At 71.9% G+C, this 12,204-nt stretch carries 14 protein-coding genes and 1 pseudogene; 4 read left to right on the top strand and 11 right to left on the bottom strand.

Annotated features, from left to right (window positions below; translation table 11 throughout):
• Positions 1–61 precede the first annotated feature (61 nt).
• The 8 genes from ACZ4UV_RS27505 to ACZ4UV_RS27470 all read right to left on the bottom strand — a co-directional run bounded on the left by ACZ4UV_RS27505 (position 62) and on the right by ACZ4UV_RS27470 (position 6,122).
• Positions 62–1,597, bottom strand: a complete 1,536-nt coding sequence (locus tag ACZ4UV_RS27505) for a DEAD/DEAH box helicase (RefSeq protein WP_467841411.1) — start codon at positions 1,595–1,597, stop codon at positions 62–64.
• 298 nt (positions 1,598–1,895) lie between these two features.
• Entirely contained in the window at positions 1,896–2,102 is a 207-nt protein-coding gene (locus ACZ4UV_RS27500; RefSeq protein WP_352356523.1) for a cold-shock protein, read from the bottom strand.
• Between the two features lie 229 nt (positions 2,103–2,331).
• Entirely contained in the window at positions 2,332–2,670 is a 339-nt protein-coding gene (locus ACZ4UV_RS27495; protein WP_451022414.1) for a helix-turn-helix domain-containing protein, read from the bottom strand.
• Between the two features lie 205 nt (positions 2,671–2,875).
• Positions 2,876–3,274, bottom strand: a complete 399-nt coding sequence (locus tag ACZ4UV_RS27490) for an STAS domain-containing protein (RefSeq protein WP_451022413.1) — start codon at positions 3,272–3,274, stop codon at positions 2,876–2,878.
• 64 nt (positions 3,275–3,338) lie between these two features.
• Complete coding sequence (locus ACZ4UV_RS27485) at positions 3,339–3,833, bottom strand: DUF5994 family protein (RefSeq protein ID WP_467841406.1); 495 nt, start codon at positions 3,831–3,833, stop codon at positions 3,339–3,341.
• Positions 3,834–4,013: 180 nt separating this feature from the next.
• On the bottom strand, positions 4,014–4,301 hold the full coding sequence (locus ACZ4UV_RS27480; RefSeq protein WP_384559450.1) for a hypothetical protein: 288 nt from the start codon (positions 4,299–4,301) through the stop codon (positions 4,014–4,016).
• A 78-nt stretch (positions 4,302–4,379) separates the two neighbouring features.
• The gene (locus ACZ4UV_RS27475; protein ID WP_451022039.1) at positions 4,380–4,640 is read right to left on the bottom strand and encodes a hypothetical protein; all 261 of its coding nucleotides are present in this window, start codon (positions 4,638–4,640) and stop codon (positions 4,380–4,382) included.
• Between the two features lie 1,137 nt (positions 4,641–5,777).
• Positions 5,778–6,122, bottom strand: a complete 345-nt coding sequence (locus ACZ4UV_RS27470) for a hypothetical protein (protein ID WP_451022038.1) — start codon at positions 6,120–6,122, stop codon at positions 5,778–5,780.
• A 632-nt stretch (positions 6,123–6,754) separates the two neighbouring features.
• Between ACZ4UV_RS27470 and ACZ4UV_RS27465 the strand changes: the two genes are divergently transcribed.
• Entirely contained in the window at positions 6,755–7,174 is a 420-nt protein-coding gene (locus ACZ4UV_RS27465) for a DUF5994 family protein (protein ID WP_451022037.1), read from the top strand.
• 195 nt (positions 7,175–7,369) lie between these two features.
• A complete protein-coding gene (locus ACZ4UV_RS27460; protein ID WP_451022036.1) occupies positions 7,370–8,068 on the top strand; it encodes a hypothetical protein in 699 nt (232 codons plus the stop codon).
• Positions 8,069–8,087: 19 nt separating this feature from the next.
• Here ACZ4UV_RS27460 and ACZ4UV_RS27455 read toward each other — a convergent pair whose 3' ends face one another.
• The 3 genes and pseudogenes from ACZ4UV_RS27455 to ACZ4UV_RS27445 form a co-directional block, all read right to left on the bottom strand.
• Positions 8,088–8,318 (bottom strand): SpoIIE family protein phosphatase, encoded by a 231-nt coding sequence (locus ACZ4UV_RS27455; protein ID WP_451022035.1) that lies wholly within the window; start codon positions 8,316–8,318, stop codon positions 8,088–8,090.
• Between the two features lie 88 nt (positions 8,319–8,406).
• Positions 8,407–8,625 (bottom strand): annotated as a pseudogene (locus ACZ4UV_RS27450) (SpoIIE family protein phosphatase); the annotation flags it as partial.
• 403 nt (positions 8,626–9,028) lie between these two features.
• Entirely contained in the window at positions 9,029–9,454 is a 426-nt protein-coding gene (locus tag ACZ4UV_RS27445) for a hypothetical protein (protein ID WP_451022034.1), read from the bottom strand.
• Positions 9,455–9,740: 286 nt separating this feature from the next.
• Here ACZ4UV_RS27445 and ACZ4UV_RS27440 point away from each other — a divergent pair, with 286 nt between their 5' ends.
• Both ACZ4UV_RS27440 and ACZ4UV_RS27435 read left to right on the top strand, forming a co-directional pair.
• Positions 9,741–10,478 carry a flavodoxin family protein gene (locus tag ACZ4UV_RS27440; RefSeq protein ID WP_451022033.1) on the top strand — a complete coding sequence of 246 codons (738 nt, stop codon included), beginning with the start codon at positions 9,741–9,743 and terminating at the stop codon, positions 10,476–10,478.
• Between the two features lie 364 nt (positions 10,479–10,842).
• Positions 10,843–12,204, top strand: coding sequence for a molybdopterin-dependent oxidoreductase (locus ACZ4UV_RS27435; protein ID WP_451022032.1), 1,362 nt, complete (start codon positions 10,843–10,845; stop codon positions 12,202–12,204).

Below are 12,204 nucleotides of genomic sequence, written 5' to 3'. Positions count from 1 at the left end.
GGGCAGGAGGGTGGCGTCTCGGCCTGGCTGCCGGGAGCAGGGCGCGTTTCCCGTGGCCGGGCTATGGGGTCGGCCCGGGGGCGGAGCGCCGGGCTCGGCCCGCGGTCCGGCCGTTCCCGCCCCGTCCGGCCGACCGGTCCTGGCGGTCACGGCCCGCGGCTCCCCTGGCCTCGCGTTGTCCGGCGACCGGCGCGGGGACGGTGACCGGCACGCCGGACGGGGTCCGGGCGCCGGTGATGGTGTGCAGTGCGGCCGCGCCGGGGCGGATCCTGGCCGCGCGCGGGGTGATGCCGGCGTCGGCCATCAGGCGGTCCACCGCTCGGCGCTGGTGCGGCAGGACGAGGGTGACGACGGTGCCGGACTCACCGGCGCGGGCGGTACGGCCGCCGCGGTGCAGGTAGTCCTTGGGGTCGCCGGGAGGGTCGACGTTCACGACCAGGTCGAGGTGGTCGATGTGGATGCCGCGGGCCGCGACGTTGGTGGCCACCAGGGCCGTGACGTGGCCGTCCTTGAACCGGGCGAGCGTCCGGTTGCGCTGCGGCTGGGACTTGCCGCCGTGCAGGGCCGAGGCGCGCACTCCGACGGACAGCAGGTGCTCGGTCAGCCGGTCCACCGCGTGCTTGGTGTCCAGGAACATGATCACGCGACCGTCGCGGGCGGCGATCTCGGTCGCGGTGGTGTCCTTGTCGGCGTCGCGCACGTGCAGCAGGTGGTGCGCCATGGTGGTGACGCTGCCCGCCGGCGGGTCGACCGAGTGCACCACGGGGTCGTGGAGGTAGCGGCGCACCAGGAGGTCGATGTCACCGTCCAGAGTGGCCGAGAACAGCAACCGCTGCCCACCTGAGGGGACTTGGTCGAGGAGCGTGGTCACCTGCGGCATGAAGCCCATGTCGGCCATCTGGTCGGCCTCGTCGAGAACGGTGACGGCGACCCGGCCCAGCCTGCAGTCTCCCCGCTCGATGAGATCCTTGAGGCGGCCGGGCGTCGCGACGACGACCTCGGCTCCGCCGCGCAGGACACTCGCCTGCCTGCCGATCGACATGCCGCCCACCACGGTGGCGAGCCGCAGTCCCAGGGCGCGGGCGTAGGGCGCGAGCGCGTCGGTGACCTGCTGGGCCAGTTCCCGGGTGGGGACGAGGACGAGGGCGAGCGGCTGCCGGGGCAGGGCGCGCCGCCCGTCGAGGCGGGCCAGCATCGGCAGGCCGAAGGCGAGCGTCTTCCCCGAACCCGTACGACCCCGGCCCAGCACGTCCCGGCCCGCGAGAGCATTGGGCAGGGTGGCCGCCTGGATCGGGAAGGGCACGGCCACGCCCTCGGCACGGAGCGCGGCCAGCAGGCGTACGGGCATGTCCAGTTCGGCGAACGCCTCGACCGCGGGCAGCGGCTCGGTCAGGGTGACGGGCGGAGCGAACTCCTGTCGGCGGGCGGTGGAGTGCGCTCCTTGGCGGCTCTTGCGCCCGGCGCCCGGACGAGGACCCTGGTGGCCCGTCTCCTGCTTGCGGAAACGGCTTCCGCTCGTGGAGCCCGTCGAGTGCGGGACTCTCCCGTTCGAGCGGGAGAGCCCGGAGGTGCCGCCGGTGCGGCGGGTGCGATTCAAGCTGGAACCTTCCTCGATACGGCGTATCGAGGAATTCCGTCCGACGGCGGGCGGCCGTACGAGGAATCACAAGAATGAGCCGAAGAAAAAACGGTACGCCGAGCCTCTCGGTACCGAAGCCAGGGATGTCATCAATCCGGAGATCCCGGAGAATAGGAGAGCCGAATATTTTGGAAACACCGAGATATCCGGGTGTCGGGGTGTACGGGTGACGCAATGGCTGGGGCCCGCACCCCAGGAGTGCGGGCCCCAGCCACATGATGCGCGAGCCACCAGCTCGCGACGCTACGCGTCAGTCTCAGGCAGCGACGATGTTCTCGGCCTGCGGACCCTTCTGGCCCTGCGTGACGTCGAAGCTGACCTTCTGGCCTTCCTGAAGCTCGCGGAAACCACCGTTGCTGATGATGTTCGAGTAGTGGGCGAACACGTCGGCGCCACCGCCATCCTGCGCGATGAAGCCGAAGCCCTTTTCCGCGTTGAACCACTTCACGGTGCCAGATGCCATATTGAATCTCCCTTGGGGGGCAGTGCCGGACCCGCACTTTGCGGGGCCGAGTCGCCGCTATGATCACCCCTCCGGAAAGATCCGGAAAGCTATGCAAAGAAAAAACCTCTGGTAACCAAAACCGCAACGCCTATCACGCTAACACAGCTCGACAGGAACCGGCCATGCACTTTCGTGTCCGTCCGGCGATTCTCATCCCGCCGGAACCGGTATTTCTGCACCGGCGGAACTAGATATTCGCGTCGCCCTCGTCCAGCTTCCGGCGTATTTCACGGTTCTGGCGGAGGGCGTCGTCCAGCCGGTCCTCGAGGAAGACGATGCGGCAGGCGGCCTCGACGGGGGTGCCCTGGCCGACCAGCTCGCGCGCGCGGGCGGCCACGAGCAACTGGCGGCGGGAGTACCGGCGGTGACCGCCTTCCGAACGCACGGGGGTGATCAGCCCGGCCTCGCCGACGGCCCTCAGGAAGGCGGGGGTGGTACCGAGCACGTCAGCGGCCCGGCCCATGGTGTAGGCGGGATAGTCGTCATCGTCGAGGTTGCCGACGACGGGGTCGTTCTCGGCGGGCATGACACCTTCGTTCCGGGAGCGGTACGGAGGACCCAGGTGTGCGTGGCACCCGTGCTCGAAGGAATCAGCACCATCTGCGTCGTGCCACAACCCTATCTCCGGCGGGCACCAACATGTGGTCTCGCCGTGACAGATTTCCGTCCGGGCGTACTCGATGTCCGTCCGCCCGGCCTCCCGCGCAGAGCCCGGCGAGTCGCCGCACTCGTCACCGGCCGTCGATGCCGGCCCCGGTTCGCGTACGGTACGCCGTCGCCGCGGACGTTCGCTCCTCCCAGGCGTCCTGTGCGTTCGCGTGGGCGGGGAAGCATGCCGGTGCAGCGGAAGACCAGGCCGACCGTGTGGTCGTCGTGGACGACGCGGATCCATCTGCCCCGGGCGTGGCATCGGACCACGCCTCGCACAGCGGCGGCAGAATGCTGCAGTCGGCGAAGGTGACCGCGCTCAGGTCCACGATGACCAGCAGCCGTCCGGGCCGGGCCGCCCGGACCTCGGCCAGGGCGCTGACCAGTGGTGCGACGGTCTGCGCGTCCAGTTCACCGTACGCGCGGACGATGCGGCACTCCTCGAAGAGCGTGCGCTTCGCCCTGAGCGGCCGGCGGATCACGCAGTGCGGGGGGGGCGGGGCACAGCGGCCTGTCCCGCCGCGGCTTCCACGGGGGACGCGGCCCTCATCCGGTCTTCCCTGCCGTGCCTCCGAGGCGGCCGGTGCGGGCGAGCGCCAGCATCCGCACCGCGGTCAGCGGGTTCTCGGGGTCGTCGACCGCGGCCAGCAGCCGGGCGGCCGTTCCTGCGGACTCCTCGGGCGGGACCACCAGGAGCACCCAGCGTCCCACGGTGCCGCAGTCCAGGGTGATGACGTGTGCCTCGGCTCCGGGACCGGCCGGCTCCACGGTGATCGCCCGGCCGGGCGCCATGACCGCGTGCGGGGCTCCGGGCCATTCGGCGGGGTCGACGGTGACCCGTACCTCGGCGTTCAGGTCCGGTTCCAACGCGGCGACGAGCGGGGGCAGTTCGAGTTCCAGGGCGTCGCAGCGCGGCCACCAGGCCCCGTCCAGCGGGCCGTGGCTGATGTCCCGGGTGACGGTCAGGCGAGGCATGGGCATGCGATACGTGTACTCGCTGGGCGCGGACACGGCCGCGCCGGGCGTTCTGCTGGTTCCCATCGTGCGGTCCCGTCCCGGGCGCCGTGGGAATGGCCGCCCGTCGCGTCACTCGCCGGGAACGGCACCGCCTGCCGCGCTGCGCGAAAAGCTCTCGGTGCCGTCAGGCTACTCCTGCTCGCGGAGAAGCGGACGGGGCCTGCCCTCCTGCTGCCGTGCCTCTCGCTACTCCTGTATCTCCCGCTACTCCTGCACCTCCCGCTCCTCCCGTTCCTCCTCCCGCTCCTCCATCAGGCGAATGCCCTCGTGTGTCAGCGACACGGCGGCCGGGGTCCGGTGCGAGGTCCAGTCCACGTTGATCAGGCCCTCGTCGGCCAGGTAGGCGCAGGCGGCGGAGAGGTCCTCGTCGGGCAGGCCCAGCTCGGTACGGAGCGCCGATCCGCTGACCTCGGAGCGGTTGTGCTCCACAGCCCCGTACAGGGATCGCAGGACCGCCTTCCGGTTGTTCTTGCGTTCACGCAGTTTCGTCATGTCTGTCGTTCTCCGAAGTTTTGACGGCCGTGTGGAGAAGGCCGGGACGACGGACCCTCCTGACCGCACGCGCCCGGGTCACACCTCATCGGCGTGTGCCGACGCCTGCCCCGTCGACTCGCCGGCCGCGAGCCACGACCGTGCGGGTTCCGCGGTGCGGGCGGTGTCGAGGGTGAGATGGAGCCGGGTGCCTCCGCCTTCCCCGGCGGGGTAGCTGCGCTGCTCGGTCGAGGCGAAGCAGCGACGGAGGACCTCGGCCACGCGCCGCGCGACCTCCGGGGTCGCGGCGACGATGCGCACCTCTGCGTGGCCCCGAGAGGGCAGGTGGTCGTACTCCACAGGGACCTCCTGACGGGCGACCGGCAGAACGCGGACGCGTCGCTGCCCGGTACGCCGGGAGACGGGGCGGGGCGGCTGCGGCGCGTTCCACGCGGGCCCGGCCGAAATTTTCCAGCGCCCCCTTTTCTGAAGGGTATGCCGGGGAGGACCGGCCGTGCGTGCCATGGTCACACCGACGTCCGGACGGTGGTCCGCCCGTCACGGGGTGCCCTCCCCCGGTGACCGAACGGAGCCGGGCCGGTCGCCCCGTGCCCGGCAGCAGAGGCCGACGCGAAGGCGGCTGCCGCTCTCGGCCGGGAGTTCGGTGCACACCGGGGTGTCCCGCGCACGGATTCAGGCACCGGTGCCGCTCCGGCGATCGACGACGCCGGGTCGGCCGAAGCGGGAGGAGGGATCCCCGACTCACGAGATCGAACGCCTCCGTGCGCTGACACGCCGCCAGGTCGAGAACCGCAGGCAGGAGCCGGGCGAGCTGTATGCCGAGCCTCCGGCGGCAGCCCACGGGCCTGGAACCAGTCGCGCATCAGCGCACCCGCGCGCCGCGCCGTCCCCTCTGTCCGGTTGGCCAAGGGCGCGGCGCCCACCACGGCGGGCCCGCCGCCGTGGTGGGCGGTGGCGGCCAGGACGAGAACCTCTCCGAAAGGTTCTCCTCCGGAGGAAATCCACCTAGGCTTGCGGCATTCCGCCGTGCCACAGGTTTCCGCGGAAGGCACACCGTTCGGCAGCCTGTCGGCCGCCCGTGCCCCCGAACCCGGGCAAGGATCGAATTCGCAGCCTCCGCAGAACAGCCACCTCTCATGGCCCCCGGCCGGCTGCCCCCTGTGCGTCACCCCGTCCACTTCCCCCTCGTCGCGAGACCGGCGCGGTGACCTTCCCGCATGCCGCTGCACGGTCCGACGTGGGGTACACGGCTCCCGTTGACGCGCCCGAACAATTGGGGGGAGCGGCGCGCGGGGAGCCCGGGCGGCCGCCGTCGAGTTACGGACGACCGGCGGCGGCCGTCGCAGACCGCGGTGCCGGGCCGGAGAACCGGGCGGGGCCCGGGGCAGCGCCTCCGGCCGGAGGCTCGTCTCTCGCCGCTGCCGGGAAGGACTCGGCGTGGGCACCCGCCGTCTTCCGGCGGGAGCCTGCCGCCGCCTACGTCCGCAGCAGCCGCTGGGTCAGCTCCCGGTACTGCCTCAGCGAAGCACGGAGTTCGGCGGAGTCCGTCTCGGGGTCCCGGTCATGCCAGCCTGCGCGGAGCACTCGACGCACCTCGGACAGGGCGGTCGCGAGCTGGGCGGCGGCTTCGTCGAAGGCGCCCTCGGCCTCCTCCAGCGCCTCGCGCGGGGTGTCCGCGAAGGTGTTGACGGCATGTCCGAGGCGGCGCACGATCTCGGCCCGTCCTTCTGGGGGAAGCAGCGGCTCCGGTCCCGTGGTGCGGCGTCCACCCGGGTCCCGGGGCCGGTCCGCGGGCTGCTGGGCGCGTGTCTGGTCGTACATCGTCGTGTGTACCGCTTCCGTTCGCGATGCGGATCACCGCCTGGAGGCGCCCTTCGCCTTCCCTACGGCCTGATTCGGGCTCCCGAGGACCCGGTCCGCCTGCTCTTCATGGCCCTCGGCCGTCCTGTCAGTCAACGTCCGGCGACGATCGGTGTCAACGCGACGTCTGCCCGATCGCGTCCGGCCGAAGGCCGCTGTTCAGCGGAATCAGGTATCCCCCGACCCGAGGGGTACGGTGGGCGCAACGAGGGTGTGTCGTGCCTATCCGACAGGTCGTCACCAGCACACCGCCCATCCCCAGGGGCAGTCCGTGACCCCGGCCGCACCTTCGTCCCAGCGGCCTCCGCCGAGGTCAAGGACCCCTCCATGCGCCCCAGCCCGGTCGACGTCCACCCCACCGGACACCGCCTCGCCGGTCCGGGGCCACAACGGCACCTCCCCCTTCCCGCCGGACGGACCTGCGCCCGCGCGCGACATCGACCGCGGCCAGAAGGACCCCTTGGTCGCCGTCACCCGCCTCCTGAACGCCTCCGTCTGGTGCGCGTCGCACACCCGGCGACACGGGACAGAGGCGCCGCGCGTCGCGCCCGACGGCAACCACGCACCCATCTACGGAAGTTGGCAGCAGCCTCATGACCACCGCACTGCAACCCCCGCTTCCCTCCCACCCCGCCCTCCGCCTGCGCCTGGCGCCCCGCAGCGACCTGCCGCGGTCCATCGACGGAGCATGGTGGCCGCGCTCCTACGACCTCCTCGTGGAACTCCCGCGACTGCTGGCCGGGTTGCCGCGCGAGTGGGGCCATATCACCAGCGTCACCGTCAACGGGGCGGTGTGGTCCACGGCGCCCGGCCGGATACTCGTCTCCAACCAGGTCGTACGACTGCACGGAGCCCTGGCGGCGAACGCCCCGCACACCGTCGTCCTGCTCGCCCCCGGCCTGGGGCGCTGGGACCTTGTGGTCGTGCCTCCGGACACCACCGACGACGACGCCGAACCGCTCATGGCGGCCGCGGCGGGTGCCCCCCGGGGCAGGCTGACCCGGACGCCGTGACATCCCCGCCGGCCTTCCCGCCCTGATCCACCCACACGCACCCGCCCTGTTCCCGGCGGCCACCGGGACGCCGGGGCGCCAGGAGTACGGTGGAGAGACCGAGGGCATGCCGTGCACCGCCTCCGACGCCGGTGCCGTTCTCGGGGATCGACGACGCCGGGTCGGTCTTCGCCCGCGCCCGGGGCAGGGTTGCTCATGCCCGCGCACGTGTTCCTCCCGATGACGTTGACTCTCCCCGCGCTCCGACCCGCACGGGGCAGGCCGCGCACTCGCCTGCCGGACCCGGACTCCGCGACGGCGGAGCGCCGGTCCTCGCCCGAGGTGGCGGAGCGCGTCCGCCCGCTGTCCCGCGGTCAGGTCGCTGACCGTCTGCAGGAACTGGGCGACCTGTACGCGGAGACCTCCGGCGGTGACGCGTGGGCGTGGAACCAGGCGCGGGCGACCTTCCTGCTCCATCTCGCGGCCGACTCCCGGCGACCGGGGTTCTCGCTGCTGATCGCGGAGACCACGGCCCTGGCCGGATACGCCTACGGCTTTCCCACGGCGGGCACAGGTCCGTGGGGGCCGAGGTTCCGTGGCCACGTCAGGGAGGGCCTGCTGCGCCGCGCCGTCACCGGCGGGCTCTTCGTCGTCTCCGGCATCGTGGTGCCCCCTCGCGTGCGCCGGGAGTACAAGGACCAGGTCTGGAACCTCGCCCGGCGCCTGCAGCGGCGGTTGCTCTCCGATCACGGCGCCGCGCTCGGCGTCACGCTGGTGGACGCCCGGGACGCCAGGACGGTCGAGACCATGCGGTCCTGGGGCTGGCGGGACGCAGGGGACGGCACCCTCCCGGCCGTGCCGCTGGCCGTGCCGCCCGGTCCGTTCCGCCTTCTGGTACTGGTTCCGGGGACGTGAGCGGCCGTCTCCGCACGGATCACATCTCGGCCCCGGCCGGAGGCAGGGGCAGACGCAGCGCGAGCAGGGCGATGTCGTCGGAGCTGCCGGGCGGCATCCGGGCCGCCAACTGGTCGCACAGCCTGTCCAGCGGTTCGTGGGCGAGTGTGAGGGCGTGGCGGCGCAGTCGGCCGAGCCCGGTGCCCAGGTCGCTGCCGGGAGACTCGATCAGGCCGTCGGTGTAGAGCAGGAGCGTGGACCCCGGCAGCATGGCCTGGGCGGCGCTCGGCCGACGGCTGCTGACCGCCCAGGTGGGTTCCGAGGATCATTCCCTGCCCGGCTTCGAGGTACCGCGCGTTCCCGTCGGGGGTCAGCAGCAGCGGTGGCGGGTGACCGGCACTGGTCCAGCGAAGCGTCCAGGGGCCGGTGTCCGTGCCCTCCGGCCGGGCGAGGACGAGAGTGGCCATCGAGACGGTCGTGATGGCGTGCAGGGCGTCGTCCAGGCGGTCCACTACGGCACCGGTCGACCCGGTGTGGTCCCATGCGAGGGAGCGAAGGACGCCCTGCAACTGCGCCATGCCGGCCGCAGCGGTCGGATCGTGACCCAACGACGTCGCCGATGACCAGCGCGAGCGCGCCGTCCCTCAGCGTGAACGCGTCGTACCAGTCGCCGCCGACCTGCGAGCCGGCCGGCGCGGGCTGGTACCGGGCCGCCAGCCGGATCACCCTCACCGAGACCGACCTGCGCTCCCTCCTGCTCGGCACCCTCACCCCCCGCCGGCCTCGCCGCGCGCGACACCGTCGAGATCACCGGCGACGCCGGGCCGGCTCACCGAACTGCTCGGCCATCTCGGCGCACCCGACCCGGACTTCGCCATCGTCACACCGTGAGCCGAGGCCCGGCGGCGGACCGGCACTCCGGCCTGAACGGTGCTCGTCGCCGAGACACACGGTGGCGAGGAATCGGTGCGGACACCGAACTCACTTGTAAATGGGCTGAGTTGGTTCCACCTCGACCAATGACGCCGGGATCGCTGCCCCGCCGTCGGCCAGGTACCTGGGTGTCATCGCCCCGGCGGTGACCGAGGACGAGAAGTTCCGGTCCGTGCAGAACACGACGTCGGGCACCGTCAACTTCCGCATCGGCCGGGGAGGACCGCTGCCCAGGGTCGGCACGGCCAACGGACTGCCTCCATTCGCCGAATCCGGCCTGGCGGCATCGCCGCGGTGCGAGGAAGCGGCCACCGCGGCCATGGCGCCCCGGACATTCCCCTGTCCGGGGCGCCAGAGGTCGAAGGCGAGGCCGGCCAGAACCCACTTGGGCGGCAGGCTCGCCGCGAAGCCGCAGCCCTCGCCGATCCACTCGCCGAGCGCCCCGTTCTCCGCGACGGCGGACCCTGCGACCACGACCCATCCGCGGATCGGGCCGCCCGTCATGTGTCGTGACGCCAGTCCACGGTGCACGCGGCCACCCGGTCGGGCGGTAGCGGGATCACCCGGCGCACCGGCACATCGATCGCCGCCGGACCAGGATCCCAGCCGGTGTCGGAGTGCGCACGACAGCGGCCGGACGGTACCGGGGCCATTCGGAGGTGCTGCGGTGGCACCTGGCGCGGCGGACTCGCACGCTGAATCCCGGACATGGACGCCCCACCACGCACCATTCGGTGGCAAAACCCTTCAGGAGGATCACGTGACCGCATCGCCGCCCGCCGGCGACGCCCCGCCGGCCCGGTACGACGACCTGCGCGCCCTGGTGATCAACTGCACCCTCAAACGGTCACCGGACCCGAGCAACACGCAGGGGCTGATCGACCGCAGTGTCGCCATCATGGACGCGCAGGGAGTGCACGTCGATGTCGTACGGGCGGTGGACCACGACATCGCCACCGGTGTGTGGCCCGACATGACGGAGCACGGCTGGGAGACGGACGCCTGGCCCGACCTGTACCAGCAGGTCATGGCGGCCGACATCCTGGTACTGGCCGGCCCGATCTGGCTGGGCGACAACAGCTCCGTGACGAAGCGGGTCATCGAGCGTCTGTACGCCTGTTCCAGCCTGCTCAACGAGGCGGGGCAGTACGCCTATTACGGCCGGGTCGGCGGCTGCCTGATCACCGGTAACGAGGACGGCGTCAAGCACTGCGCCATGAACGTCCTCTACAGCCTCCAGCACCTCGGGTACACCATCCCTCCCCAGGCGGACGCCGGCTGGATCGGCGAGGCGGGCCCCGGACCGTCGTACCTCGACCCCGGCTCGGGCGGCCCGGAGAACGACTTCACCAACCGCAACACCACGTTCATGACCTGGAACCTGCTCCACCTGGCCCGCGCGCTGAAGGACCTGGGCGGCATCCCCGCCTACGGCAACCAGCGCACCGCCTGGGACGCCGGCTGCCGCCGCGACTACGAGAACCCCGAACACCGGTAGGGACATCCATGGCCGGAACAGCCGCGCGCGGTCCGGAAGCAGGGTCCGTCTCCGCCGCCGTGCGCACCACTCCTGATGAGGGTGGCACGGTCACGAGGCACAGACGTTCGGAGATCACCGAGGCGGTCGTTCCGCCGTTCGGCTGGTGACGGACACCCGCTTGCACCTCGGGTCCGGACAGCCCACCCGACCTGTGCCAGCTTGAAGGTGTCCTGTTTGTCCGGAACAGGTCGTGGCATTGAGGGCCGTCCGCTTGCGAGCGCGGCTCAAGGACTGGAGGAGACGGCCGATGGCAGGTGGCGGACGGCCGTCGGGTCCGACCCAGACCGGTGGGCCGCAACGCCGAAGACCGGAAGGGACGTCGGTGCTGAAGCAGCTGAAGCGCGCAGCAGGCGCTGTGGCCGCCGCCGCGGCGGCGAGCCGTGCCCGGACCCGTGCGACGGCAGAGCGTGTCGGACAACTGCCCCCGCCTCCGGGTCCGTTCCGCCCCGGGTTCTGGCGCAGTCCGATCCGCGGGCCCTGGCTGACCTCGGCGTTCGGCCTGGTCCTCCTGATCGGCATTCCGCTGCTTTTCGTCACCGGACTGCTCTCCTACGCCGCCTACAACCCCGATCTGAGCCCCCTCAACGACGAGACCCCCGACAAGGGCGTCCTGGGCTTCTACCTCTTCGCCTGGCCCACGCACCCCTACTGGCTCTACCGACTGCTCCAGGGCGTGCACGTGACGCTGGGCGTGGTCCTCGTCCCGGTGCTGCTGGCCAAGCTGTGGTCGGTGATCCCGAAGCTGTTCGAATGGCTGCCGGTGCGCTCCGTCGCCCACGGCCTGGAGCGGCTGTCCCTGCTCATGCTGGTCGGCGGCGTCATCTTCGAATTCGTCACCGGAATCCTCAACATCCAGCTCTACTACGTCTTCCCGGGCTCGTTCTACCGCCTGCACTTCTACGGCGCCTGGGTGTTCATCGCCGCCTTCGCCGTCCACGTGTGCCTCAGACTCGGCCGGATGACCCGGGCCCTGCGCTCGCGCAGCCTGCGGACCGAACTGCGCACCGACCTCGCCCACACCCTGCCCGAACCCCCCGATCCCGACGGCCTGGTGGCGGCCGCCCCCGCCCCGCCGACGATGACCCGCCGCGGCGCACTCGGCATGGTGGGCGCGGGATCACTGCTCCTCCTCGTCGTGACCGCCGGACAGAGCATCGGCGGGTGGCTGCGCGGCAGCGCACTGCTCGCACCGCACAACCGCGACCCCGGCAGCGGCCCGAACGCCTTCCAGATCAACAAGACGGCGGCGAAGGTCGGCGTCACCCCCGCGCTCGTAGGCCCGACCTGGCGGTTGGAGGTGCACGGAAGCGGAGCGCCGCGGATCCTCACCCGCGAGCAGCTCCTGGCGATGCCCCAGCACGCCGCCGCACTGCCGATCGCCTGCGTGGAGGGCTGGTCCACCGAGGACCAGCACTGGAGCGGCCTGCGGCTGGCCGACCTCGCCGCCCTGGCCGGACTGCCGGACGCCGCAAGCGTCCTGGTCCAGTCGATCCAGCCGCCCGGGCCCTTCACCAGGGTGGTGCTGCGGGGCAACCAGATCCGCGACCCCCGGGCGCTGCTCGCCCTCCGCGTCAACGGCGCGGACCTCTCACTCGACCACGGCTACCCGGCCCGCATCATCGTCCCGGCCAACCCCGGCGTGAACAACACCAAGTGGGTGCACCGGCTCACCTTCAGGACGTGA

This window comes from Streptomyces sp. NPDC028289, from assembly GCF_055565975.1.
This window is presented reverse-complemented; position numbering and strand designations above follow the sequence as displayed.